Source organism: Janibacter sp. YB324 (assembly GCF_014217915.1).
GTDB classification, from domain to species: domain Bacteria; phylum Actinomycetota; class Actinomycetes; order Actinomycetales; family Dermatophilaceae; genus Janibacter; species Janibacter indicus.
In genome coordinates this window covers 2,861,618-2,885,488 of sequence record NZ_CP060120.1, presented here as the reverse complement: position 1 = coordinate 2,885,488, position 23,871 = coordinate 2,861,618, and the positions used below count along the sequence as shown (strand labels likewise).

Sequence of the window (23,871 nt, the reverse complement as noted above, 5' to 3'; positions counted from 1 at the left end):
TCCTATCCCTTGGTCCCACCAGCGGTGAGGCCGGCGACAAGGTGTTTCTGGGCGAAGTAGAAGACGAGCGACGCGGGGACCATGATGAGCACCGCTCCAGCGGTGAGCAGGTCCCACTGCGGGTTGTACTGCGGCACGAACTGCTGGAGCCCCGCACCGAGGGTCAGCTTCGAGTCGCTCAGCGTGAAGGCGATGGCGTAGGCCACCTCGCCCCACGCGGTGAGGAAGGTGTAGAAGGCGGTCACGGCCAGCCCCGGCCTGGCGAGCGGCAGGACGACGTGCCAGAAGGTCGCGAAGGGGCCCAGGCCGTCGAGAGCCGCTGCCTCGTCGAGGTCGCGGGGGATCGTGTTGAAGTACCCCCGGAGCATCCAGGTGCAGAAGGGGACGGCGACCGAGCAGTAGGCGATGACGAGCGACAGCTTGGTGTCGATGAGCCCGAGGTTGGCCATGATCGTGTAGATCGGCACGATGAGAATCGCGACGGGGAACATCTGCGTCACGAGGAAGAGCCACATGAGCCCGCGCTTGCCGGGGAAGTTGAAGCGGCTCAACGCGTACCCGGCGGTGGCGGACATCGCCAAGCCGAAGACCATCGTCAGCCCGGCCACGACGATCGAGTTGAGGAACCACGTCGGGAAGCTCGTCTCGAGGAGCACGCGGCGGTAGTTGTCGAGGCTCGGCTGGTCGAAGAGGGTGATCCGGCTCGACTGGATGGCGCTCCTCGGCTTGAGCGAGGACAGGAAGACCCAGACGACGGGGAAGAGCGCGATGACGGTGGCGGTGATGAGGGTGGCGTGCAGCGCGATCGATGCACCGACGCTCCGCTGCCCGCGACCGCGGGGACGACGACTCACCAGACCTCTCCCTTCTTGCTGAGGATGCGGCGGTAGATGCCGGCGTAGACGATGAGCATCGAGAGGATGAGCACGCCATAGGTCGCCGCGAGCGAGTAGTTGCGCAGGCCCTCGAAGGCCGCGCGGAAGGCCCCGGTCACGAGGATCTCGGTCTCGCCGGCGGGCTCTCCACCGGTGACGAAGAAGATGATCGGGAACATGTTGAAGGTCCAGATGGTGCCGAGCAGGACGACCGTCGAGCTGACGGGTCGCAGGCCGGGCAGGGTCACGTGGCGGAAGCGCTGCCACGGCGTGGCTCCGTCCATCTCGGCCGCCTCGTAGAGGTCGGCGGGGATGGACTGCAGCCCGCCGAGCAGGGCGACCATCATGAAGGGGACACCGAGCCAGACATTGGTGACGATGGCGGCGAACATCGCGGTCCAGCGGTGGTTGAACCAGTCCACGGGGTCGAGCCCGACGCCGCTCAGCGTGGAGTTGATGATCCCGAAGCGCGGGTTGAAGAGGAACTTCCACGCGAAGGCGCTGACGAAGGCGGGCACGGCCCACGGGACGATGAGCAGCACGCGGTAGAGCGAGCGCCCGCGGAAGTTGCGGTTGAGCAGGACGGCGAGACCGAGTCCGACGAGGTAGTGCAGGGCGACGCACGAGGCGGTCCACACGACGGTGTTGACGAAGAGCATCCAGAAGTTGCCCTGGCCGCCGGTGAGGAGCTCGACGTAGTTGTGCAGACCGACCCAGTGCGCCCCGTCAGGGTTGTCGACGCACTCCTGGCCGCCGCCGAGCGTCTTCGTGCAGACGACGTCGCGGTTGTTGGACTCGTTGAGGTTCGTGAAGGACTGGTAGATGCCTTGCAGCAGCGGGGCGATGACGAGCACCCCGAGAACGAGGACGGTGGGCAGGACCATCGCCCACGCGTACCAGTGCTTGTCGAGGAGCTGACGGACCCGGCCCCGAGGGGCGGAGCCCGACTCGAGGTCGGGCTCCGCGGTGATCGACGAGGTCACGGCAGCTCGTACTCCGGGACGACGTCGGACTTGTACGTCTTCGCCGTCGCGTCGAGCGTGCTCGAGACGTCGTCGCCCTTGACGAGGGTCTTCGTCGCCATCGCGTCGAGCGGCGTGAAGAAGAGGCCGCCCTCGGGGATCCACGGGCGGGGCTTGGAGACCTTGAGCGGCTCCTCCCATGCCGTCACCTGCGCGTTGTCCTTGACGAGCTCGTAGGCCTTCTCGCTCGTCGGCAGCAGGCCGAGCTCGTCGGCGATGTAGGCCTGCGACTCCGGCGAGCTCATGTACTCGATGAAGGCGGTGGCCGCGTCGGCCTTCTTCTCGTCCAGGCCCGAGTAGACGACGTAGTTGTGACCGCCCACGGGGGAGCCGGCCCCCTTCGAGCCAGCCGGGACCGGGGCGATGCCGAGGTTCTTCGTGCCTCCGAAGCCCGGGTCCTTGGTGATGTTCGCGACCTCCCACGGACCGTTCATGATCATCCCGACCTTGCCCTCCTTGAAGAGGGTCATCATCGTCCCGTAGGCGTCGTTGGCGTCCGGCTTCGGCGCCGCGCCGGAGTCGATGAGGTCGACGGCGGTCTTGATGCCCGCCTTGTTCTCGTCCGACCCCACGAGGATCTGCTTCTTCTCGTCGTCGACGAGGTCACCCCCTTCGCCGTACATGAATGGGAGCACGAAGTACCCGGCGCTGTTGAGGTAGATGCCGTCGACACCGGCCTTGTCCTTGAGCTTCTTCGAGGCCTCCTCGACCTCCTGCCAGGTGGTCGGGGGCTTGTTGATGCCCGCCTCCTTGAAGAGCTTCTTGTTGTACATGAGGCCGAGCGTGTCGGTGACCTGCGGGACGCCGTAGGTCTTGCCCTTGTAGACGTTCGAGGACAGCGGCGTCTCGAGGAAGTCCTTGTCCTCGAGCAGGGAGGTGCCGTCGAGGGCGTAGAGGTGGCCGGCGGCGGCGAACTCCGGGACCCAGGCGACCTCGGCCCGCATGACGTCCGGTGCGCCCTCCCCGGCCTCGGCCGCGGTCTTGAACTTGTTCTGCGCGTCGGCGAAGGGGACGGACTGGTACTTGATCTTGACGTTCGGGTACTTCTTGTTGAAGCGCTTGATGAGGTCCTTGAAGACCGGCGCCTCGTTGGTGGGGTCTGAGGTGTCCCACCACGTCAGCTCGGCCTTGAGCGTGGCCGGGTCGACCTCGGCCTGGCTCTTCGACGACGAGTCGCTCCCGCTGGTGCCGCTCCCACCGCAGGCGGTGAGGGCGAGGGCGAGAGCGCCGGCAGCAGCGGTGATGCCGGGCAACGAACGACGCATGGCGTGCTCCTTGGAGAGGTGGCGAAGGGTGAACCCGTGAAGGGCGTAACGGAACCTAGCAATGTCTTGCATGATTTGGAAGACCTTGCGCAAGTCGTGAAAGAGATGTTCGATGCACCCATGGGCACCCTGTCGAACATCGCCGCTCAGGCCGGCGTCAGCGAGGCAACCGTCAGTCGCGTGCTCAACGACAAGTCGGGGGTGAGCGAGTCGTCGCGGCAGTCGGTGCTCACCGCGCTCGACATCCTCGGCTTCGAGCGGCCGGCCAAGCTGCGTCGCAGGAGCGGTGGCCTCGTCGGGCTCGTCGTCCCGGAGCTCGACAACCCGGTCTTCCCCGCCTTCGCCCAGGTCATCGAGGACGGCCTCGCCCGGCGCCGGTACACGCCCGTGCTCTGCACCCAGTCGCCCGGCGGCATCTCGGAGGACGAGTACGTCGAGTCGCTCCTCGACCACGGCGTCGCCGGCATCATCTTCGTCTCGGGGCGGCACGCGGACACGACGGCCGACCACGAGCGCTACCGCAGCCTCGTCGCGCGCGGGATGCCCGTCGCCTTCATCAACGGCTTCGTCGACGACATCGACGTCCCCTTCTTCTCGACCGACGACGAGGACGCGATGGCGCTCGCGGTCGCGCACCTCGCGCAGCTCGGGCACCGTCGCATCGGGCTCGCTACGGGGCCGCGGCGCTTCGTGCCCTCGATCCGCAAGCTCGCCGGCTTCACCAGCGCTCTGCAGCGGCACCTCGGACTGTCCGCGGAGGAGGCCTCCGAGTGGGTCGACGAGGGACTCTTCACCGTCGAGGGCGGCGCCGCCGCCGCCCGGAGCCTCGTCGAGCGCGGCGCCACCGGGCTCGTGTGCGCCTCCGACCTCATGGCGATCGGCGCCACCCGCGAGGTGCGCGACATGGGCCTCTCGGTCCCCGAGGACGTCTCGGTCGTCGGCTTCGACGACTCGACGATGGTCGGCTTCCTCGACCCTCCGCTCACGACCGTCCGGCAACCGGTCCAGGGGCTCGGCGCGGCGGCGGTCGCCGCCCTCTCCGACGCGATCGGTGGCGAGCCGATCCCGGCCAAGGAGTACATGTTCAAGCCCGAGCTCGTCGTCCGGGCGTCCACCGCGGCCGCGCCGGCCAGGAGCTGACCCGGTCGAGATCGACCGGGCGGGCCTGTGCCAAGGTTTCGCCCATGTCTGACTTCGCTCCCGGGCCCACCGGCACCGACGAGGTGCTCTTCGCCGTCGAGGGGTCCCTCGGCAGGGTGCTGCTCAACCGCCCTCGGGCCATCAACTCGCTGACCCGCGACATGGTGCGCGCGATGTCCGAGCGGCTCGTGGCGTGGGCCGACGACGACGCCGTCGCCGCGGTCTCCCTCGAGGGCGCGGGCGAGCGCGGGCTGTGTGCGGGCGGCGACGTGCGCGCCGTCCGCGAGGCGCACCTGGCGGGGACCGCTGGGGGAGTGGACTTCTGGGCCGAGGAGTACGTTCTCGACGCGCAGATCGCCGAGTACCCCAAGCCCTTCGTGGCCGTCATGGACGGCATCGTCATGGGCGGTGGCCTCGGGCTGTCGATGTTCGGTGCGGCGCGGTGGACGACCGAGCGCTCGCAGATCGCCATGCCCGAGACGATCATCGGCTTCTTCCCCGACGTCGCCGCGACCTACCTGCTCTCCCGGGCGCCCGGCGAGGCCGGCACGCACGTCGCGCTCACCGGGGCGACCGTCACCGGCGCCGATGCCGTGCACCTCGGGCTCGCGGATGCGGTCGTCGAGTCGGCGCGGGTCCCCGAGCTGCTCGCGGCGATCGCCGCCGGCGGGCCCGTCGAGCCGGTACCGACGGGCGCGGCGCGGAGCGAGGGCTCCGAGCTCGCCGTGGCGCAGTCCTGGATCGACGAGTGCTACGCCGGCGACGACCCCGTCGTGATCCACGCCCGGCTGCAGGAGCACTCGGACCCGGCGGCCCGTGCGGCAGCCGAGACGATCTCCCTTCGCTCGCCGATGTCGGTGGCGGTCACCCTGGAGGCGCTGCGCCGGGCGAAGGGGGTCGGCTCCGTCCGCGAGGTCCTCGCGACCGACACGGTCGTCGGGCGTGGTCTGCTCGCCGGCCCCGACTTCAGCGAAGGGGTGCGCGCCCAGCTCGTCGACAAGGACCGCCAGCCGCGGTGGGAGCACGCGTCCCTCGCCGAGGTTCCCCGTGACCGGGTGCTCGAGGTCTTCTCGGGCTAGGTTGGTGCTGCCCTGGAGTGATCTCCTATATGAGCGACAGGACTATTGGATGATTCGGCTCGACGGCGTGACCAAGCAGTACCCCGACGGCACGGTCGCCGTCGACGACCTGAGCCTCACCGCGCCGGACCGGGCGATCACCGTCCTCGTCGGCCCCTCCGGGTGCGGCAAGACCACCACCCTGCGGATGATCAACCGAATGATCGAGCCGACCGCGGGGTCGGTGACGATCAACGGCCAGGACGTCCTGGCGATGGACGCCGCGCAGCTGCGCCGGGGCATCGGCTACGTCATCCAGCACGGCGGGCTCTTCCCGCACCACACGGTCGAGCGCAACGTCGCGGCCGTCCCGCTCCTGCTCGGCACCGCGAAGAAGACCGCGATCTCCCGGGCCCGTGAGCTGCTCGAGCTCGTCGGTCTCGACCCGGCCCTCGGCCGGCGCTACCCCAGCCAGTTGTCGGGCGGCCAGCAGCAGCGCGTCGGGGTCGCCCGCGCGCTCGCCGCCGACCCGCCGGTCATGCTCATGGACGAACCCTTCAGCGCCGTCGACCCCGTGGTCCGCGAGCAGCTGCAGGACGAGTTCCTGCGGCTGCAGGGCGAGCTCGGCAAGACGATCGTCATGGTCACCCACGACATCGACGAGGCGATCAAGCTCGGCGACCACGTCGCCGTGCTGCGTGTCGGTGGGCGGATCGCCCAGCTGGCCCGACCGCACGAGCTGCTCGCCCACCCGGCCGACGGCTTCGTCGCCGACTTCCTGGGACGCGACCGCGGGTACCGCGCGCTGGGCTTCGAGCGGGCGAGCATCCCGCTGCACGACGAGCCGACCGTGGCGCTGGGCTCGGGTGTCGGCGACGCGGCCGCCCGCGCCGGCAGCGACGGGTGGGTGCTCGTCGTCGACGACCGACGCCACCCCCAGGGCTGGGCGCGACCGGCCGACCTCGGTGACGGGGTGGTCGACGAGACCTCGCTCGCCCTGGGTGGCACGCTCGCCCGGGTCGACGGGCCACTGCGCGCCGCCCTCGATGCGGCCCTGTCCTCGCCGAGCCGCCGCGGGGTCGTCGTCGACGGCGATGGTGCCCTCGCCGGCACCTGCCGGGCCACCGAGGTCCTCTCCGTCATCGAGGCCCAGGAGCGGCCCCATGACCCGGGCGGCGCGACACCATGAGCTGGATCCTCGACCACCTCGACGACGTCCTCGCGCTCACCCTGCGGCACACGTGGCTCGCCGGTCTGCCCCTGCTGCTCGGCCTGCTCGTCGCGCTGCCTCTCGGCTGGCTGGCGCACCGCAGCCCACGCCTGCGTGGTGGCGTCATCGTCGCGGCGGGGCTGCTCTACACCGTGCCGTCGTTGGCGCTCTTCGTCCTCATGCCGCTCGTGCTGGGCACCGGCATCCTCGACCCGATCAATGTCGTCGTCGCCATGACGATCTACACCGTCGCGCTGCTCGTGCGCTCGGTCGTCGACGGTCTGGGCTCGGTGCCCGAGGAGGTCGAGCGGTCGGCGACGGCGATGGGCTACACGCCGGTGCGCCGGTTCTTCGGCGTCGAGCTGCCCCTCGCCGTGCCGGTCATCGCGGCCGGCCTGCGGGTCGCCGCGGTCAGCAATGTCTCGATCGTCTCGATCGCCTCGCTCATCGGCGTCAGCCAGCTCGGTGACCTGCTCGTCGACGGCTACAACCGGGCGATCGGCGGCGAGCTGCTCGCCGGCATCGCCGGGTGCATCCTGCTCGCCCTCGTCCTCGACATCGCGATCCGGCTCCTCGAGCGTGCCCTCACCCCGTGGCGGCGGGCGCGGGAGGGGAGCGCGGCATGATCGGGTCCATCCTCGAGTGGCTGACGAGTGCCGAAGCGTGGTCGGGAGCCGACGGGATCCTCGCGCGGCTGCTCGAGCACGTGGGCTACACCCTGCTCGTGCTCGTCATCGCCGCGGCCATCGCCATCCCCGTCGGCCTGTGGATCGGGCACTCCGGCCGTGGCCGGTGGCTCGTCACCGCGGCCAACGCCCTGCGCGCCGTGCCGACCCTCGGCCTGCTCTTCGCCCTCACCCTCGTCCTGCTGCCCCGACTGCCGGGCGACGCCGCCTTCCTCGTCCCGAGCGTCATCGTCCTCGTGCTCCTGGCGATCCCCGCGATCCTCTCCGGCACCTACGCCGGGGTCGAGGCCGTCGACCCCGCCGCCCGCGACGCCGCCCGCGGCATCGGCATGACCGGCAGCCAGGTGCTGTGGAAGGTCGAGCTGCCCATCGCCCTGCCCCTGCTCCTGTCCGGCCTGCGGGCCGCGGTGCTCCAGGTTGTCGCCACGGCGACCGTCGCCGCCTACGTCGGCCTGGGCGGCCTTGGCCGCTTCCTCATCGACGGGCTGGCCACACAGGACTACGCGATGACCGCCGGCGGCGCGATCCTCGTGGCCCTCCTCGCGCTGGCGCTGGACGCCCCCTTCGCCCTGCTGGGCCGGGTCGTCGTCTCGCCGGGACTCACCGGCCGCACCCGCTCCCTTCGTCCCTCGTCCGACCCCATCACCGCTGGAGGAACCCCATGACCCCGACCATCCGCGTGCCCCGTCGTGCCCGCGTCGCCGCGTTGTCCCTGACCATGGTCGGAGCCCTCGGCCTGACCGCCTGCGGTGGCGGCGGCGACCCGCTCGCCAGCTCCTCGTCGTCGGGCGAAGGGGGTGACGCCGGCGGTGGCGTCGTCGTGGGGTCCGCGGACTTCTCCGAGTCGATCCTGCTCGCCCACATCTACGCCGGCGCGCTCGAGGCCGACGGCGTGGAGGCCTCGACCAAGACCGGCATCGGCTCCCGCGAGGTCTACCTCAAGGCGCTCGAGGAGGGCTCCGTCGACGTCGTGCCGGAGTACACCGGCAACCTCGCGCTCTACTACGACAAGAAGTTCGCCGAGACCGACCCCGACAAGACCTACGACGGGCTCACCGAGGTGCTGCCCGACGGGCTGGCGGTCCTGGACAAGTCCGAGGCCGAGGACAACGACTCCATCGTCGTCACGAAGGAGACCGCGGACTCGCAGGACCTGAAGACGCTCGAGGACCTCACCGACGCGGCCGGGGAGATGACGCTCGGTGCGCCGTCGGAGTTCAAGACGCGGGCGCAGGGCATCCCCGGGCTGAAGAGCACCTACGACATCGAGTTCCAGAGCTTCCGTCCGCTCAAGCCCGGGCAGGCCACCAACGGCGCGCTGAAGAACGGGCAGATCGACGCGGCCAACATCTTCAGCACCGACCCGGCGATCGTCGAGAACGACTTCGTCGTCCTCGAGGACACCAAGAAGCTCTTCGGCAGCCAGAACGTCGTGCCGCTGGTGCGCGAGGACTCGCAGGAGCAGGTGGCCGAGACGCTCGACGAGGTCTCCGCGAAGCTGACGACCGAAAAGCTGCAGGAGCTGCTCAAGCGGACCGATATCGACAAGGAGGACCCGGACAAGGTGGCCGCGGACTTCCTCAAGGAGGAGGGGCTCGACTGAGCCCGCCAGTCTGTTCGGCCACGGGGGAGGGCCACCGGCGCGGGTGTGGCTGACGGCGTTGATGCCACCTGGCGTCGTTGGTGTCACCTGGTTGTCCCTCTCCGGGCGACCAAGCGACACCAACGACGCCGGGTCAGGGCGGCGGCCTGGCCCGCCGACATGACGAAGGGGGCTGCGCACCGTGGTGCGCAGCCCCCTTCGTCGCGTGAGCGTCCTGAGGTCACTCCCAGGAGGGGTTGGCGTTCTTCTTCGCCAGCTCCGAGAGGTCACTGTCGCCAGCCGGTGCCTCGGGGGCCTGCGCTGCGACCTCTTCGGCCTGCTCGGCCTCCTGCGCCGGCTCCTCGGCGACCGGCTCGGCCGGTGCCTCGGTCTCGGCCGGGGACTCGGCAGCCGTCGCCTCCGCGGCGGGCTCTGCAGCGGCAGGTGCCTCGACTGAGGGGGCGGCCGCGATGCCCGTCTCCCACGAGGGAGCGGCGTTCTTGGCCGCGAGGTCGCTGTCACCGGTCGCCGCCGGGGCGGCGGGAGCGGTGTCCTCGGCGACCGGGGTCGCCTCGGCGGCGGGTGCCTCCGACTCCTCGGCAGCAGGCGTGGCCTCGACCTCGGCGGGTGCCTCGGTGGTGGTGGGTGCCGCGGCCTCGGCAGGTGCCTCGGTGGTGGCCGGAGCCTCTGCCGCGGAGGTGGCAGCAGCAGCCGGGGCGGCAGCCGCGGCGCCGGTCTCCCACGAGGGAGCGGAGTTCTTGGCCGCGAGGTCGCTGTCACCGGTCGCCGCCGGAGCCGCGGCGGGAGCAGCGGCCTCGGCAGCCGGTGCCTCCTCGGAGGCAGACTCCGTGGCCGACTCGGCGGGCGCCGCAGCCGGGGTTGCAGCAGCGCCGGTCTCCCAGGAGGGAGCGGCGTTCTTCGCGGCGACCGAGTCTTTGGCAGCCGCAGCCGCGGGCGCCTTGGCCTTGGGTTCCTCGGCGGCCGGCGCGGCGGCACCCGGTCTCCCAGGACGGGGCGGCGTTCTTGTCGGCGACCGATCCGGTCTCCCACGAGGGGGCCGCGTTCCTCTCGGCAGCGGTGGCCCCGGTGGGCGCCTCAGCCTTCGCCTCCTCGGCCTTGGGCTCCTCGGCGGCCGGCGTGGCAGCGCCCGTCTCCCACGACGGGGCGGCGTTCTTCTCTGCAGCCGAACCGGTCTCCCACGACGGCGCGGCGTTCTTCTCAGCAGCCGAACCCGTCTCCCAGGAGGGAGCCGCGTTCTTGTCCGCGGCGGTGGACGCGGCCGCAGCCGTGCCCGCTGCTGCAGCGGCGCCCCCGGCAGCGGCGCCGGTCTCCCAGGAGGGGGCGGCGTTCTTGTCCGCGGCGGTCGCCGGCTCGTCGGCCGGAGCCTCCGCCTGCTTCGCCTCGGCCGGGGCAGGCGCAGCCTGCGTCGAGGTCTCCTCGGTGGCCTCCGCGGGCGCGGCGGCGGGGGCGCCCTTCGCCTCGACCGGGGCGGCCTCCTTGACCGACGCGAGCAGCATCTGCGCGACGTCGACGACCTCGATGTCCTCGGAGGCGCCCTCGGACTGCTTGGCCGTCAGGCCGTCGGTGAGCATGACGCGGCAGAAGGGGCAGCCGACGGCGATCCTGTCCGCGCCGGTTGCGATGGCCTCCTCGGTGCGGTTGAGGTTGATCCGCGAGCCGAGCTGCTCCTCCATCCACATGCGGGCGCCACCGGCGCCGCAGCAGAAGGACTTCTCCTTGGAGCGCTCCATCTCCTTGAGCTCGACACCAGGCAGCGCCGAGATGAGCTCGCGCGGCGGGGCGTAGACGTTGTTGTGGCGACCCAGGTAGCAGGGGTCGTGGTAGGTCACCGACGGCCCGGTGGACGCGACGTCCTTGTTGCTCGACTTGCGCGTGCCCTCGGGGCGGTTGACCGGGACGATCTTCTTCTCGCGGACGAGGCGGTTGAGCAGCTGCGTGTGGTGCAGCACCTCGTACTTGCCGCCGAGCTGCGGGTACTCGTTCTTGATCGTGTTGAAGCAGTGCGCGCAGGTGACGACGATCTTGGTCGCGCCGAGCTCGTTGAGCGTCTCGACGTTCTGCTCCGCGAGCATCTGGAAGAGCACCTCGTTGCCCGCGCGGCGAGCGGAGTCACCGGTGCAGGTCTCGCCGTTGCCCAGGACCGCGAAGTCCACACCGGCGTGGTCGAAGAGCTCGGCCACTGCGCGGGTCGTCTTCTTGGCGCGGTCCTCGTAGGCGCCGGCGCAGCCGACCCAGAAGAGGTAGTCGACGTCGTCCGCGGACTCGACGTCCTCGCCGAGGACCTTGACGGAGAAGGGGAGGTCCTTCGCCCAGTCCATGCGCGCCTTGGCGCCCATGCCCCAGGGGTTGCCCTTGGACTCCAGCTTCTTGAACAGGCCCCCGAGCTCGCTCGGGAAGGCCGACTCGATGAGGTTCTGGTAGCGGCGCATGTCGACGATGTGGTCGACGTGCTCGATGTCGACGGGGCACTGCTCGACGCAGGCGCCACAGGTGGTGCACGACCACAGGACGTCCTCGTCGATGACCGCGTCGGGGCCGTGCGGGTTGTAGGCCGACAGCGGGTGGTCGATGTCGTAGCCGGTCTGGCCGACGAGCGACATCTCGCCCCAGTTGATCGCGTCCGGCTCGGCCGTCGCGACGGCGCCCTCGGCCTGGCCGGCCTCGGCGCCACCGAAGGCGACGGCACCGTCGGCGGTCTGGCCCTTGGCGGCGCTCGCCGGGGTGTAGACGCCCGAGACGCCCTGTGCCGCAGCGAGGTAGGGCGCCTTGGCGTGCGCGTGGTCGCGCAGCGTCATCATGAGCAGCTTGGGGGAGAGGGGCTTCTCGGTGTTCCAGGCGGGGCACTGGCTCTGGCAGCGGCCGCACTCGGTGCAGGTGGAGAAGTCGAGCAGGCCCTTCCACGTGAAGTCCTCGACCTTGCCGACGCCGAGGGTGGAGTCCTCCTCCATCTCCTCCATGACCTCCATGGAGAAGGGCTTGCCGTCGACGAGCATCGGCTGCAGCTCACCCAGGGAGGTGCGGCCGTCGGCGTGACGCTTGAAGTAGATGTTGAAGAAGGCGAGGAAGCGGTGCCACGCGACACCCATCGTCGGGTTGATCGAGATGGTGATCATCCAGGCGTACGAGATGAGCAGCTTGATCAGCGCGACGACGACGATGCCAGCCTCGAGCGCCCCGACGGACATGCCCGAGAAGAGCGAGCCGAGCCAGCCGGTCAGCGGGAAGTGCAGCAGCGATGCGTGGTCGGTCTCGCCGGTGTTGAGCAGGAGCGCCCGCTCCAGGCCGCGCAGCAGGGCGATGCAGATGCCGACGCCGAGGATGGTCAGCTCGACGTAGTAGGCCTGCCAGAAGGTCGAGCCGAAGAAGCGGGACGTGCGGCCCTCGTCACCGGCGGCCGAGCGCGGGTGGCTCTTCTGCCGGATGACCATCAGCATGACGATCGTGATGATGCCCGTCATCGCGAAGAGCTCGGTGATCCACTCGTAGAGGAAGAAGTGGCCGATGAGCGGCAGCACGAAGTGCGGGTCGAAGAGCTGGACCGTCGCCTGCACCAGTGTCAGGAAGAGGACGCCGAAGGAGATCATCGTGACCCAGTGGGCGATCGCCACGATCGGCAGTCGCGACATGCGGGTGTGTCCGAGGAACTCCCGCAGCAGCGTCGCCGTGCGGGCGCCGGGCTGACCCGTGCGCTCCTTGGCCGGCGTCGACGCTCCGAGCTTGAAGACGGTGACGAAGTGCTTGACGGCTCGAGCGAGCAGGCCCCATCCGACGATGGTGATCCCGACCCCGAGGATGATCGCGACGATCTGGAGGGCAGACATGGGGTCGAGTCTAGGACTCGGGCCCTGCCCCGACAGCCTGATGGAGGTGCGGCACTCGTCACCCAGCCGACCCTCACCAACCCCCCTGCCGGCGGGACGAAGGGGGGAGCCTCCCCCTTCGTCTCGTGGCGGTGAGACCCGCTTGCACCGACAGATAACGCGGTGTTGGAATATCCATAACATCGCGTTCGTTGTCGCGGACGTGCCCGCCGCAGTGACCGCGGCATCTCGACTCCCGAGGGAAGGACCCGCGTTGCCCATCTACGAAGACGCCACCAAGCTCGTCGGCCGGACTCCGCTCGTGCGGATCAACCGCATCATCGACTCCGAGGCCACCGTCGCCGCGAAGCTCGAGTTCTACAACCCGGCCAACTCGGTCAAGGACCGCATCGGCGCCGCGATCATCGACGCAGCCGAGGCCTCCGGTGACCTCAAGCCCGGCGGCACGATCGTCGAGGCGACCTCGGGCAACACGGGCATCGCGCTCGCGATGGTCGGCGCGGCCCGCGGCTACAACGTCGTCCTGGCCATGCCGGAGACCATGTCCAAGGAGCGCAGGGCGCTCCTGCGCGCCTACGGTGCTGAGCTCGTCCTCACCGAGGGCGCCAAGGGGATGAAGGGCGCGGTCGAGAAGGCCGAGGAGATCGCCGCCGAGCGCGGCGCCGTCCAGGCGAAGCAGTTCGCCAACGCCGCCAACCCGGCCATCCACGAGAAGACCACTGGTCCGGAGATCTGGGAGGACACCGACGGTGAGGTCGACATCCTCATCTCCGGCATCGGCACCGGCGGCACCATCACCGGCGCCGGCCGCTACCTGCGCTCGCAGAAGTCGGACGTCCAGATCATCGCGGTCGAGCCGGCCGAGTCCCCGATCCTCAACGGTGGCGCCCCCGGCCCGCACAAGATCCAGGGCCTGGGTGCCAACTTCGTGCCCGAGATCCTCGACACCGAGATCTACGACGAGGTCATCGACATCGACGCCCCGACGGCTATGGACTGGGCGCGTCGGTCGGCCACCGACGAGGGTCTGCTCGTCGGCATCTCCTCCGGCGCCGCCTTTGCGGCGGCGGACCAGGTGGCCCGCAGGCCGGAGAATGCCGGCAAGACGATCGTCGTCATCATCCCGAGCTTCGGCGAGCGTTACCTCTCCACCCCGCTCTTCGAGGGGCTCCTCGACTGACCGTGGCCACCCACCTGCCGATCCGCGCCACGATCCGTGAGGATCTCGCCGCGGCCATGGAGCGCGACCCCGCCGCGACCTCGCGGTGGGTCGTGCTCCTGACCTCTGCCGGGCTGCACGCCATCTGGCTGCACCGCATCGCCCACCGCTGGTGGGTGCGCCCCGGCGGCAGGTGGCCCGCGCGCCTGCTCGCCTACGTCTCGCGCTCGGTGACCGGGATCGAGATCCACCCGGGCGCCCACATCGGGCGCCGCTTCTTCATCGACCACGGGATGGGTGTCGTCATCGGCGAGACGGCGGTCGTCGGTGACGACGTCATGCTCTTCCACGGCGTCACGCTCGGCGGCACCTCGGGTCGGCGGGTCAAGCGGCACCCGACGCTCGGCGACAAGGTCATGGTCGGCGCGGGCGCCAAGATCCTCGGCGACGTCCACGTCGGCAGCAACGTCAAGGTCGGCGCCAACTCCGTCGTCGTCAAGGACGTGCCGACCGGCGCTGTCGCGACAGGCATCCCGGCGCGCTACCGCTTCCCGGCGCTCGAGGGCACCCCGGAGCTGTCGTCGCAGGAGCTGCTCTACGCGGACCCGGCGCTCTTCATCTGAGGCCGCTCGCCGGTCCCTGAGGTGCGAGCGCCAGCGAGCCTCGAAGGGAGGGGACCCACCGATCACCGGTGGGTCCCCTCCCTTCGTCGTGTCGCGGGTCAGGCGGGGGTCGGGCCCTCGCCGAGCGGGTAGGTCGACGGGCCCTGGGGGTCCGCGGCGACGCCGCTCGGGACGTCGCGGGTGGGGTCGCCCTTGATCTTGCTGGCGCCCTCACGCATCTTGTCGCCGGCGACGGAGGCGGCGGTGCTCACCGCGTCGAGCGCCGCGGGGGCGGCCTTGGTCTTGGCGGCGTGCTTGGCGGTGGCCACCTGTTGCTGCACCGGCTGCGACTGCCAGGCCTTTGCGGCGCCGGAGCGGATCTGCTCGTAGCGCTGACGACCGGCCCGGGCGCCGAGCACGTACCCGGCGGCGGCACCGAGGAGGAAGGAGATCTTCGACATGGGAGTCCTTTCGATCTGGTGGTCGCTTCACCGCCGACACTACCCACCCGGGCATGGCCTACCGTGGACTCGCCCGCGGTGCCGTGGGCGAGGAGGGCTCGCATAGTGGCCTAGTGCGGCGGTCTTGAAAACCGCTATGGCGGCAACGTCATCGTGGGTTCGAATCCCACGCCCTCCGCCAGCTGCCTCAGCGCAGGGCACGGACCCGGCGGGAGACGACGAAGGTCAGCCCGCACGTCGCCGCCGTACCAACGGTGCCCCACGCCAGGTCGTAGAGGACGGAGCCCGAGGGGTAGCCGTCGAGGACGGCGAGGTTGGTGAGGTTCCACGTCGCGTAGGCGACCAGCCCCAGGACGGCACCGTTGAGCACGGCCGTGACCCAGGACCCCTGCGCCAGGGCCGGGTTGATCGCCAGCCACACCATGCCGAAGACGTAGATCGCGTAGAAGGCGAGGGCCGCCACCATGTTCGGCGAGTCCGCGAGCCAGTCGCCCAGGTGCTCTTCGTAGACGGGTCGGGCGATGACGCCGAGCCAGAGGTAGTCCAGGACCCCGAAGATCACCGCGGCCACGACGTACCGCCCGAACCACGCCATGGCGCCCAGCGTAGACGCGGCGACCGCTCCCCGGGGTGCGGTTGTCGGGGCCCTGGAGTTCACTGGGTGGATGACTCGGTGCAGCATTGTCCCCCCGCACGTCCTCGCCGCGCTCGCCCGCTCCGACCGGCCCGGCCCGGCGCTCGTCGCCGCCCGCACGCTGGCCATCGACGCCTCGCTGCGTCACGAGCGGCTCCCGGCCGGGCCGCGCCCCACGATCGCTCCGCCGGTCCGGCAGGAGGTGGCCGGGCCGCAGCGCACCATCCACGACGCGCGTGGGGGAGAGGAGCTGCCCGGTGAGGTCGTGCGCGTCGAGGGTGACCCGGCGACCGGCGACCGGCGACCCGGCGGCCGACGAGGCCCACGACGGACTCGGCCTCACCTGGCGGCTGTGGGCGCAGGAGTACGGCCGCGACTCCCTCGACGGCGCGGGGATGCCCCTCGTCGCCACCGTGCGCTACGCCGAGCAGTACGACAACGCCTTCTGGAACGGCGAGCAGATGGTCTTCGGCGACGGAGACGGTGAGACCTTCGGCCGCTTCACCGCCAGTCTCGACGTCATCGGGCACGAGCTCGCGCACGGAGTCACCGAGCACACGGCGGGGCTGGTCTACCGCGGCCAGCCGGGGGCGCTCAACGAGCACGTCTCCGACGTCTTCGGGGTGCTCGTCAAGCAGCGCCACCTCGACCAGTCCGCCGACGAGGCCGACTGGCTCATCGGGGCGGAGCTGCTGCTGCCGGCCGTGCAGGGCAGCGCGCTGCGGTCGATGGCGGCGCCCGGCACCGCCTACGACGACCCACGTCTGGGTCGGGACCCCCAGCCGGCGCACATGGACGACTTCGTGCGCACGAGTGACGACAACGGCGGGGTCCACATCAACTCGGGCATCCCCAACAAGGCCTTCCACCTGGTCGCGACGACGATCGGCGGCCCAGCGTGGCAGGCGCCCGGCCTCATCTGGCGCGACGTCCTCCTCGGCGAGATCAGCGCAGACTGCGACTTCGCGACCTTCGCCGATCTCACCCTCGCGGCCGCCACGGACCGCTACGGGCGTGACTCCGCCGAGGCAGCGGCCGTTGCCGACGCCTGGCGGCAGGTGGGCGTCACCCCGGCGGGCGAAGGGGGTGCGCCTGACCCGGCCCGGGAGCAGCCGGAGCCGGTCGACGGCGCCGCCGACGCCGCGCTGCGACTCACCCGCACGGGTGGGGTGGCCGGCCTGACCCGCACCCGGGAGCTGACTCTCGGGGAGCTTCCCGAGCCCGACGCACGCGCCTTCCGCTCGCTCATCGAGGGGCCGCAGCTGCCACGTCTTGCCGACGAGGCGCCGCCACGACCGGACGCCTTCTGCTACGGGCTGAGCTGCGAGCGGCCCGAGCTCGACGTGCAGGTCCCCGAGGCGGCGCTGCCGCAGGCGACCCGGCGGCTCTTCGAGCGGACCCTGCGCCGGGAGGGGTGATCCCCCTTCGCACTAGGCTGCCGGGGTGAGCGATCGACCCCTCCTCGTGGTCCTCAACGGACCCAACCTCAACCTCCTGGGCGAGCGCGAGCCCGACATCTACGGGCACGAGACCCTCGCCGACGTCGAGGCGTTGTGCCGCAAGCGCGCTGACGGGCTCGAGTGGGAACTCGACTTCCGCCAGACCAACCACGAGGGCGTCATGATCGACGCGATCCACGAGGTGCGCGCGAGCGCCGTCGGGGTCGTCGTCAACGCCGGGGGCTGGACCCACACGTCGGTGGCGATCCGCGATGCACTGGCCGCGGTGCGGGGGCCGGTCGTCGAGGTGCACATCTCCGACGTGCACGCCCGCGAGGAGTTCCGTCACCACTCCTACATCTCCGACCTCGCGGCCGAGGTGATCGTCGGACGCGGTGTCCGTGGCTACGTCGACGCGATCGACGCCGTCCACCGTCACGCCTGACCGGGTCCACACCTAGCGGAACGCAATCGCGCCATGCACCCCTTTTGCTGGTAGCGTCCATCACGTAGTTGCAGTACAAGACTTCTCGCATGATGCGAAGCGGGTACGGCGCACGCCGTGCCCGCAGTGTTTTCAGGGGCGTGTACCCCCTGCCGAGGGGAGCTTTGCAGCTGGCAAGGGACCGTGACCTGCGGACCCGGATTGTTCAACAGGAAAGAAGATTCACCCCATGGCACAGGGCACCGTTAAGTGGTTCAACGCTGAGAAGGGCTTTGGCTTCATCGCCCAGGACGGCGGCGGCCCCGACGTGTTCGTTCACTACTCCGCGATCGACACGACCGGCTACCGGTCGCTCGACGAGGCGCAGCGCGTCGAGTTCGAGATCACCCAGGGCCCCAAGGGCCCGCAGGCTGAGCGCGTTCGTCCCGTCTGAGACGACGCGCACCTGATGCGGTGACCACACCGCTTCTGCACGAGGCCCCCACCGGTCACCGGTGGGGGCCTCGTCGTCTCCCGCCCCCTTCGTCTGCCGTGGTCGGATCGGTCAGGGGAACCTCACCGGGAGTGCCTGTAGGGTGCCCCCCGATGAGCACCGAGGGCGATGGCCGGGACGAGACCCGCGCCGCACGACCAGAGCGCGAGCGGCGTCCCTCCCGACGCGACCCCGTGAAGCCCGAGCGCCCCCAGCCGAGCTTTTCCTCGCGGTCCGACCGCCGCGCGCACGAGGCGGGTCGCGGGCAGCACCACACGCGCGGCTCGCGACGCCGGCAGCGCGACGAGCGCCGTGCGAGCTTCCGACGCAAGGCGGCGATCGCCGGCGGAGTCGTCGTCGCGCTCACCGCGTCGCTCGGCATCGGCGTCGCCCTCCACCTCGACGACAACATCTCGCGCGTCGACATCGCGGCCGGGTCGACGCAGCGCCCCGACGACGTCGACGGCGCCCTCAACATCCTCGTCATCGGCTCCGACACCCGAGAGGGTCTGGGGACCACGGAGTACGGCGTCGGCACGGCCGAGGGCGGACCCCGCTCCGACACCAACCTGCTCGTGCACATCTCGGCCGACCGCAAGTCGACCTACGTCGTGTCGATCCCGCGCGACTCGATGACCAAGGCACCGACCGACTGCGCCGACCCGACGTCGACGGTGGCCAACGGCGAGGTCCGCCGGTGGAACGACAACTTCAACCAGGGCGGACCCGCCTGCACGGTCAAGACCCTCGAGGGCCTCACCGGTATCTACGTCGACCACGTCGCGGTCATCGACTTCAGCGGCTTCCAGTCGATGGTCGACGGGCTCGGTGGCGTCGAGGTCTGCCTGCCCGAGGCCGTCGACGACGAGGACGCCCAGATCAGCCTCGAGGCCGGACGCCAGCGCCTCACGGGCAAGGAGGCGCTCGGCTACGTCCGCATGCGCAAGACGCTCGGCGACGGCTCCGACCTCCAGCGGATCAAGCGCCAGCAAGCCTTCATGGCGTCGATGGCGCAGGAGGCGACCAAGACCTCGCTGCTGCTCCGCCCCGACCGGCTCTACAAGTTCCTCGACGCGGCGACGAAGTCGATGACCGCCGACGACGACCTCGGCCTGACGAAGATGATGTCGATCGCCTCGAGCCTCAAGGGTCTGGGCACCGACGAGATCGTCTTCGTCACCGTCCCCACGGAGCCCTACGCGGCAGACGTCAACCGCGTCCAGTGGCGCGAGGAGGCGGCCGACGAGCTGTGGGCCGCGGTGCGCGACGACTCGGACCTGCCCGGGGCCGAGCCGAAGAAGAAGGTCAAGGAGCGGGCGCTCACGGTGGCGCCCTCGGACATCACCGTGAGCGTGGTCAACGACACCGCCGCGACCGGTCTCGGCACGCAGGAGGCCGAGGCGCTGCAGGTGCAGGGCTTCACCGCGTCGGTGGCGGATGTGGCCCCGACCTCGGACGCCAGGGGTGTCGTCGTGCGCCATGCGAAGGGGGACACCGAGTCCGCTCGCACCGTCGCCGCGGCGTACCCCGGGGCCAAGCTCGTCGTCGACCGCACGCTCACGACGGGCAACGTCCAGGTCGTCCTCGGGATGGGTGCCGAGACGGCGTCCGAGGTGCCCAACCGCGAGGGCGACGAGCCGCTCCCTTCGGCCACCGTGACCGCACCGCCGGCACCCACCGCGGTCGAGAGTCGCACGGCCGACGAGGACATCTGCGGCTGATCGGTACCCGAGTTGGTCGCCCGCCCACCCGGCAGATACTCTGTCCGGGTTGTCTGGAGGCGTCGCCTAGTCCGGTCTATGGCGCCGCACTGCTAATGCGGTTTGGGCTAACCGCCCATCGAGGGTTCAAATCCCTCCGCCTCCGCCAGCAGACGAGACCCCGGTCGCACGATGCGGCCGGGGTCTCGTCATGTCCTGGCGGGTGTCAGCCGCGGGTGGAGCGGTGCTCGTCGACGAGCGCGAGGACCGCGAGCGAGAGCAGCCCCAGCAGTGCGATGAGCGACCACGCGAGCAGCGTGATCGGGGACGGCGGCTGCTCGAAGGCGGCGATGGCGCGCCACGAGCCCAGCCCGATGACCGCGAGGAAGGTCGGCAGGGCGAGGACGAGCCGAAGGGGGGTGAGGCGCACGAAGCCGACGACGCACGCGGCGCTCCAGGCGTGGGTCGTGACGATGATGGCCCCGACGGTGAGCAGCGCGACGGGATCGGAGGTCATCGTCAGCAGGGTGGAGGCGGTCGGTGCCCGGCCGTCCATGAGCAGCGACCACACACCGATCGTCACCAGGTCGATGGCGCCCACGACGAGGACGGCGAGGGCGAGGAGGGCGGCCAGACCGCGCACGCGGAAGCCCTGGTCCGGGCGCGACGTGGAGACGAGCACGATGGGCCACATGACCCCGAGCGTGACGGCGAGGATGGCCACGAGGGTCGGGTCGGCCTCGATGGGGTAGTCGGAGGTCGAGCGGTGGCGCAGCCACCCCGCCCGGGCGAGCAGGAAGAGCCCGGTGAAGAGGAGTGCCGCGCCGGCCCCGGCACCGACCGCGCGGCGCTGGTCGGCCCACCACGGTGGGCCGACCAGCTCGGCGCGACGGAGGTCCTCGGCGGTGCGGGGCGCGATCCGCCCGTGCGGGTCGTGGGCCATGCCTCCATCATGGCCACGGGCACCGATGGCTCAGCGGGCGGCCTCCAGCTCCCGGCCCGCGGACTCGTCCTCGGCCGTGGGGTGCTCGGCAGGCGAGGGTCCGGTGAGCTCGCCCCGGTCGGCGAAGATCCACGAGCGCATCGCGACGAACTTGACCACCGTCGCGACGACATTGGCCACGCCGATGACGAGGGTCTCGGCCACGACCGGTGTCGCCGGCCATGCCGCGTGCAGCGCTCCGAGCGCTCCCGAGGTCATCGCCCAGGTCCCGCCGAAGACGAGGAGGGCCTGCGCGTGGTGACGCAGACTCCCTTCGCCGCCGCGGATGCCGAAGGTCCACCGCCGGTTTGCCCAGGTGTTGGCGATCGTCGCGAGCAGGAGCGCGGTGACGTTGGCCGTCTGCGAGCCGACGCCGACGACCGAGGCGAGCGCCGCGAGAGCCCGAGGTGGAGCAGGGTCGACCCCACGCCCACGACACCGAAGCGCACTACGTGGGCTCCGACGCCGGACGTCGGGGGGATTCGCCCCATGTCCTGGCGGATCTGCTCGGTCGGCAGCCGCCCGGAGGCCAGGGCCCGGTGCATCCGCCAGACGCCGCGCAGGTCGTCGGTCGCCGTCCCGACGACGTCGACCCGGCTGTCGGGGTCGTCGTACCAGTCGACGGGCACCTCGTGGATGCGCAGGCCGCAGCGTTCGGCGAGGACGAGCAGCTCGGTGTCGAAGAACCACGTCGGGTCCTCCACGAGGGGCAGGAGCACCTGCGCGACGTCCCCGCGGATCGCCTTGAATCCGCACTGCGCGTCGGAGAAGCCGGCACCGAGGGCCGCGTGCAGCACGAGGTTGTAGGCCCGGGAGATCAGCTCGCGCTTGGCGCCGCGCACGACCCGGCTGTCCGGGTGCAGGCGGGTACCGATCGCCAGGTCCGAGTGGCCCGACATCAGGGGCGCGATGAGCGGCCACAGGGCGTCGAGGTCGGTCGACAGGTCGACGTCCATGTAGGCGAGCACCGGTGCGCGAGAGGCCAGCCAGACCTGCTTGAGGGCACGACCTCGCCCCTTGGCCTCCAGCCGGACCACCGCGACCTCGGGCATCTCCCGCGTCAGTGCCGCGGCGACGAGCGGGGTGGAGTCGGTGCTCGCGTTGTCGGCCACCGTGATCCGGAAGGGGTAGGGGAAGGTCGTCATCAGGTGCTCGTGCAACCGACGGACGCACGGCCCGAGGGTGTGCTCCTCGTTGTGGACCGGCACGACGACATCGAGGACGGGGGTCGGGGTCGTCTCAGACATCGGTGCCCGCCCCGGTGGTGGTCGAACCGGACGAGGAGGTCGCCGGCTGGGTGAGGTCGTAGAAGGTGCTGCCACCGATCGTCACCTCGGTGAAGTTCTCCTGCACCCAGGTCGAGATCTGCGAGGCGCTGCCCGAGCCACCCATGCCGCCACCCATGCCCCCGCCGGCGGCGAAGTAGTGGATGCGGCCCTGCGCGACGTACTCCTGGAACTGCTCCAGGGTGGGGGAGGGGTCGGAGCCGTTGAACCCGCCGATCGCCATGACCGGCAGCTCGCTGCCGAGCTGCAGGCCCGCGGCGTTCTGCGAGCCGATTGCGGCGGCGACCCAGGTGTAGGAGTCGGCGTCGGCGGACAGCGCGGCCACGACCTCGGTGCTCGGGGTGCTCGCGTCGAGCAGACCGCCCATGCCGCCGCCGCCCTGTGGGGTGCCGGTGCCAGTGCCGGTGCCGGTGCCGCCCGCGGCCTGCGGCCTGCCACCGTCCGGGGCGCCCCCGCCGCCACCCGGGGCGCCACCCCGAGCGCCTCCGCCGCCCGGGCCGCCGGTCGACGGACCGGCGGTGACGATCGAGCCGGAGTGCCCCTCGGCGAGGGTCGTGGCCGAGTAGGCGGCCGGACCGGCGAGGCCCGCGGCGATCGCCGCAGCCGCGATGATCGGCACTGCCCTGACGTGGACGCGGGCGATGACGAGCAGGAGGAAGGCCGCGGCGAGTCCGACGGCGAGGACGGCGACGCGCAGCCAGCCGTACTCGGTGGTGCGGCTGAGGAGCACGAAGCCCCACACGCCCGCGGCGGCCGTCGCCACGGCGAGGGGCACGGAGCCGACGGACTCCTCCCTTCGCTCCCAGGCCTCGGCCGCACCGGCGCCGACGAGGACGGCGACGGCCGGCGCCAGGGCCACGGTGTAGTAGTCGTGGAAGATGCCGGCCATGAAGGAGAAGACGAGCATCGTCACCACGAGCCAGCCACCCCACACGAGGTAGGCCGCGCGGCGCACGTCGGTCCGCGGCGAGCGCCCGCGCAGCCACAGCCCCGCGGCCAGCAGGACGAGCGCGCTCGGGATGAGCCACGAGATCTGGCCGCCGGAGCCGGACTCGAACATCCGGAACAGGCCCGTCTGGCCCCAGCCGTTGCCGCCGCCGACGGAGCCGGTCTCCTCACCGTTGATCCGACCCAGGCCGTTGTAGCCGAAGGTCAGCTCGAGGAAGGAGTTGGTCTGGCTGCCGCCGATGTAGGGCCGCATGCTCTCGGGGACGAGCTCGACGATCGCGACCCACCACCCTGCGGCGAGCAGCATCGTGCCGACGCCGGCCAGCGAGCCGATGACGCGTCGACGCAGCGTGGTGTCCGCCGCCACGAGGAAGGCGATGCCGAGGAAGGGCACGACGAGCAGCACCTGGAGGGTCTTGGTGAGGAAGCCCAGGCCGATGAGTGCCCCCACGAGGGCGAACCAGCGGATCGAGCCGCGCTCGATGGCATGCACCGTCGCCCAGGCGGCGGCCGTCATGAGCAGCACGAGCAGCGCGTCGGGGTTGTTGAAGCGGAACATCAGGACGGCGACGGGCGTGAGGGCGAGGACCGCACCGGCGAGCAGCCCGGCCCCTGCGCCCCAGTGCCGCTTGACGCTGGCATGGACGAGGGCGACGCTCGCGACGCCCATGAGCACCTGCGGGACGAGGATCGACCACGAGCTCAGCCCGAAGATCCGCACCGACAGTGCCATGACCCACAGGGACGCCGGCGGCTTGTCGACGGTGATCGACCCGGCAGCGTCGGAGGCGCCGTAGAAGAGGGCGCTCCAGCTCTGCGAACCGGCTTGCACCGCAGCGGAGTAGAAGGAGTTGGCCCACCCGCTGGCGCTGAGGTTCCACAGGTAGGCCGCGGCGGTGAGCGCGAGGAGACCGAGCAGCGCCGGCCGGGCCCATCGGGGGTCGGCCTCGGGGCCGCGCCACAGCCGGGTGAGGCGCGAAGGGGGTGACGGGGCGCGGCGTGGCGTCGCCGCCGCAGGGGGCGGGGTGAGGGTCATCGTGTCCATGACCACCACGCTCCGGCC

Annotated in this window: 20 protein-coding genes, 2 tRNA genes and 3 pseudogenes; 15 read left to right on the top strand and 10 right to left on the bottom strand. The window is 71.0% G+C overall.

Annotated elements, in window-relative coordinates; genetic code table 11:
• Window positions 1-2 precede the first annotated feature (2 nt).
• The 3 genes from H7A72_RS14180 to H7A72_RS14170 are packed head-to-tail and all read right to left on the bottom strand — an operon-like array spanning window position 3 to window position 3,162.
• Window positions 3-854, bottom strand: coding sequence for a sugar ABC transporter permease (locus H7A72_RS14180; protein WP_223277660.1), 852 nt, complete (start codon window positions 852-854; stop codon window positions 3-5).
• Window positions 851-1,858 carry a carbohydrate ABC transporter permease gene (locus H7A72_RS14175; RefSeq protein WP_223277659.1) on the bottom strand — a complete coding sequence of 336 codons (1,008 nt, stop codon included), beginning with the start codon at window positions 1,856-1,858 and terminating at the stop codon, window positions 851-853. The genes H7A72_RS14180 and H7A72_RS14175 overlap by 4 nt, the downstream gene beginning before the upstream one ends.
• Window positions 1,855-3,162 carry an extracellular solute-binding protein gene (locus H7A72_RS14170; protein ID WP_185220923.1) on the bottom strand — a complete coding sequence of 436 codons (1,308 nt, stop codon included), beginning with the start codon at window positions 3,160-3,162 and terminating at the stop codon, window positions 1,855-1,857. Before H7A72_RS14170 ends, H7A72_RS14175 begins: the two co-directional genes overlap by 4 nt.
• A gap of 120 nt (window positions 3,163-3,282) precedes the next feature.
• Here H7A72_RS14170 and H7A72_RS14165 point away from each other — a divergent pair, with 120 nt between their 5' ends.
• The 6 genes from H7A72_RS14165 to H7A72_RS14140 are packed head-to-tail and all read left to right on the top strand — an operon-like array spanning window position 3,283 to window position 8,859.
• Window positions 3,283-4,302 carry a LacI family DNA-binding transcriptional regulator gene (locus H7A72_RS14165; RefSeq protein WP_223277658.1) on the top strand — a complete coding sequence of 340 codons (1,020 nt, stop codon included), beginning with the start codon at window positions 3,283-3,285 and terminating at the stop codon, window positions 4,300-4,302.
• Window positions 4,303-4,346: 44 nt separating this feature from the next.
• Complete coding sequence (locus H7A72_RS14160) at window positions 4,347-5,381, top strand: enoyl-CoA hydratase/isomerase family protein (protein WP_185220921.1); 1,035 nt, start codon at window positions 4,347-4,349, stop codon at window positions 5,379-5,381.
• Between the two features lie 49 nt (window positions 5,382-5,430).
• A complete protein-coding gene (locus tag H7A72_RS14155; protein ID WP_185220920.1) occupies window positions 5,431-6,549 on the top strand; it encodes an ABC transporter ATP-binding protein in 1,119 nt (372 codons plus the stop codon).
• Window positions 6,546-7,196, top strand: a complete 651-nt coding sequence (locus H7A72_RS14150; RefSeq protein WP_084449863.1) for an ABC transporter permease — start codon at window positions 6,546-6,548, stop codon at window positions 7,194-7,196. Before H7A72_RS14155 ends, H7A72_RS14150 begins: the two co-directional genes overlap by 4 nt.
• A complete protein-coding gene (locus H7A72_RS14145; protein WP_185220919.1) occupies window positions 7,193-7,921 on the top strand; it encodes an ABC transporter permease in 729 nt (242 codons plus the stop codon). Before H7A72_RS14150 ends, H7A72_RS14145 begins: the two co-directional genes overlap by 4 nt.
• Window positions 7,918-8,859, top strand: a complete 942-nt coding sequence (locus H7A72_RS14140; RefSeq protein ID WP_185220918.1) for an ABC transporter substrate-binding protein — start codon at window positions 7,918-7,920, stop codon at window positions 8,857-8,859. The genes H7A72_RS14145 and H7A72_RS14140 overlap by 4 nt, the downstream gene beginning before the upstream one ends.
• A 1,433-nt stretch (window positions 8,860-10,292) precedes the next feature.
• Here H7A72_RS14140 and H7A72_RS14135 read toward each other — a convergent pair.
• Window positions 10,293-12,680, bottom strand: a pseudogene (locus H7A72_RS14135) ((Fe-S)-binding protein); the annotation flags it as partial.
• A 253-nt stretch (window positions 12,681-12,933) separates the two neighbouring features.
• Here H7A72_RS14135 and cysK point away from each other — a divergent pair.
• Both cysK and cysE read left to right on the top strand, forming a co-directional pair.
• Window positions 12,934-13,860 carry a cysteine synthase A gene (gene cysK / locus H7A72_RS14130; RefSeq protein WP_185220917.1) on the top strand — a complete coding sequence of 309 codons (927 nt, stop codon included), beginning with the start codon at window positions 12,934-12,936 and terminating at the stop codon, window positions 13,858-13,860.
• A 2-nt stretch (window positions 13,861-13,862) separates the two neighbouring features.
• The gene (cysE, locus tag H7A72_RS14125) at window positions 13,863-14,462 is read left to right on the top strand and encodes a serine O-acetyltransferase (RefSeq protein WP_185220916.1); all 600 of its coding nucleotides are present in this window, start codon (window positions 13,863-13,865) and stop codon (window positions 14,460-14,462) included.
• Window positions 14,463-14,560: 98 nt separating this feature from the next.
• Here cysE and H7A72_RS14120 read toward each other — a convergent pair whose 3' ends face one another.
• Complete coding sequence (locus tag H7A72_RS14120) at window positions 14,561-14,902, bottom strand: hypothetical protein (RefSeq protein WP_072625621.1); 342 nt, start codon at window positions 14,900-14,902, stop codon at window positions 14,561-14,563.
• Window positions 14,903-14,993: 91 nt separating this feature from the next.
• Here H7A72_RS14120 and H7A72_RS14115 point away from each other — a divergent pair.
• A tRNA-Ser gene (locus H7A72_RS14115) sits at window positions 14,994-15,083 on the top strand.
• A gap of 6 nt (window positions 15,084-15,089) precedes the next feature.
• Here H7A72_RS14115 and H7A72_RS14110 read toward each other — a convergent pair.
• A complete protein-coding gene (locus tag H7A72_RS14110) occupies window positions 15,090-15,497 on the bottom strand; it encodes a DUF2177 family protein (RefSeq protein ID WP_185220915.1) in 408 nt (135 codons plus the stop codon).
• Window positions 15,498-15,567: 70 nt separating this feature from the next.
• On the opposite strand from H7A72_RS14110, the pseudogene H7A72_RS14105 reads away from it, so the two are divergent.
• The 6 genes and pseudogenes from H7A72_RS14105 to H7A72_RS14085 all read left to right on the top strand — a co-directional run.
• Window positions 15,568-16,603: pseudogene (locus H7A72_RS14105) on the top strand (M4 family metallopeptidase); the annotation flags it as partial.
• Window positions 16,595-16,954, top strand: a complete 360-nt coding sequence (locus H7A72_RS17245; RefSeq protein WP_370543579.1) for a protealysin inhibitor emfourin — start codon at window positions 16,595-16,597, stop codon at window positions 16,952-16,954. The pseudogene H7A72_RS14105 and the gene H7A72_RS17245, both read left to right, overlap by 9 nt.
• A gap of 25 nt (window positions 16,955-16,979) precedes the next feature.
• Window positions 16,980-17,420 (top strand): type II 3-dehydroquinate dehydratase, encoded by a 441-nt coding sequence (gene aroQ, locus H7A72_RS14100; RefSeq protein WP_084449869.1) that lies wholly within the window; start codon window positions 16,980-16,982, stop codon window positions 17,418-17,420.
• Between the two features lie 229 nt (window positions 17,421-17,649).
• Window positions 17,650-17,853 carry a cold-shock protein gene (locus H7A72_RS14095; RefSeq protein WP_007927749.1) on the top strand — a complete coding sequence of 68 codons (204 nt, stop codon included), beginning with the start codon at window positions 17,650-17,652 and terminating at the stop codon, window positions 17,851-17,853.
• Window positions 17,854-18,005: 152 nt separating this feature from the next.
• Complete coding sequence (locus tag H7A72_RS14090; RefSeq protein WP_185220914.1) at window positions 18,006-19,613, top strand: LCP family protein; 1,608 nt, start codon at window positions 18,006-18,008, stop codon at window positions 19,611-19,613.
• Window positions 19,614-19,668: 55 nt separating this feature from the next.
• Window positions 19,669-19,761, top strand: a tRNA-Ser gene (locus H7A72_RS14085).
• A 57-nt stretch (window positions 19,762-19,818) separates the two neighbouring features.
• Here the strand turns inward: H7A72_RS14085 and H7A72_RS14080 are convergent.
• From H7A72_RS14080 to H7A72_RS14070, 4 genes and pseudogenes are all read right to left on the bottom strand, one after another.
• Entirely contained in the window at window positions 19,819-20,535 is a 717-nt protein-coding gene (locus H7A72_RS14080; protein ID WP_185220913.1) for a hypothetical protein, read from the bottom strand.
• Window positions 20,536-20,565: 30 nt separating this feature from the next.
• Window positions 20,566-21,264 (bottom strand): GtrA family protein, encoded by a 699-nt coding sequence (locus tag H7A72_RS16760; RefSeq protein ID WP_223277921.1) that lies wholly within the window; start codon window positions 21,262-21,264, stop codon window positions 20,566-20,568.
• A gap of 92 nt (window positions 21,265-21,356) precedes the next feature.
• Window positions 21,357-21,821 (bottom strand): annotated as a pseudogene (locus H7A72_RS16755) (glycosyltransferase); the annotation flags it as partial.
• On the bottom strand, window positions 21,814-23,853 hold the full coding sequence (locus H7A72_RS14070; protein WP_084449872.1) for a glycosyltransferase family 39 protein: 2,040 nt from the start codon (window positions 23,851-23,853) through the stop codon (window positions 21,814-21,816). The gene H7A72_RS14070 and the pseudogene H7A72_RS16755, both read right to left, overlap by 8 nt.
• Between the last annotated feature and the right edge of the window lie 18 nt (window positions 23,854-23,871).

Bases quoted from the DNA above. Each gene is read 5' to 3' on its own strand.
- H7A72_RS14170 (WP_185220923.1), bottom strand. From the start codon at position 3,162: ATGCGTCGTTCGTTGCCCGGCATCACCGCTGCTGCCGGCGCTCTCGCC.
- H7A72_RS14165 (WP_223277658.1), top strand. From the start codon at position 3,283: ATGGGCACCCTGTCGAACATCGCCGCTCAGGCCGGCGTCAGCGAGGCA.
- H7A72_RS14160 (WP_185220921.1), top strand. From the start codon at position 4,347: ATGTCTGACTTCGCTCCCGGGCCCACCGGCACCGACGAGGTGCTCTTC.
- H7A72_RS14155 (WP_185220920.1), top strand. From the start codon at position 5,431: ATGATTCGGCTCGACGGCGTGACCAAGCAGTACCCCGACGGCACGGTC.
- H7A72_RS14150 (WP_084449863.1), top strand. From the start codon at position 6,546: ATGAGCTGGATCCTCGACCACCTCGACGACGTCCTCGCGCTCACCCTG.
- H7A72_RS14145 (WP_185220919.1), top strand. From the start codon at position 7,193: ATGATCGGGTCCATCCTCGAGTGGCTGACGAGTGCCGAAGCGTGGTCG.
- H7A72_RS14140 (WP_185220918.1), top strand. From the start codon at position 7,918: ATGACCCCGACCATCCGCGTGCCCCGTCGTGCCCGCGTCGCCGCGTTG.
- H7A72_RS14120 (WP_072625621.1), bottom strand. From the start codon at position 14,902: ATGTCGAAGATCTCCTTCCTCCTCGGTGCCGCCGCCGGGTACGTGCTC.
- H7A72_RS14110 (WP_185220915.1), bottom strand. From the start codon at position 15,497: ATGGCGTGGTTCGGGCGGTACGTCGTGGCCGCGGTGATCTTCGGGGTC.
- H7A72_RS14095 (WP_007927749.1), top strand. From the start codon at position 17,650: ATGGCACAGGGCACCGTTAAGTGGTTCAACGCTGAGAAGGGCTTTGGC.
- H7A72_RS14090 (WP_185220914.1), top strand. From the start codon at position 18,006: ATGAGCACCGAGGGCGATGGCCGGGACGAGACCCGCGCCGCACGACCA.
- H7A72_RS14080 (WP_185220913.1), bottom strand. From the start codon at position 20,535: ATGGCCCACGACCCGCACGGGCGGATCGCGCCCCGCACCGCCGAGGAC.
- H7A72_RS14070 (WP_084449872.1), bottom strand. From the start codon at position 23,853: ATGGACACGATGACCCTCACCCCGCCCCCTGCGGCGGCGACGCCACGC.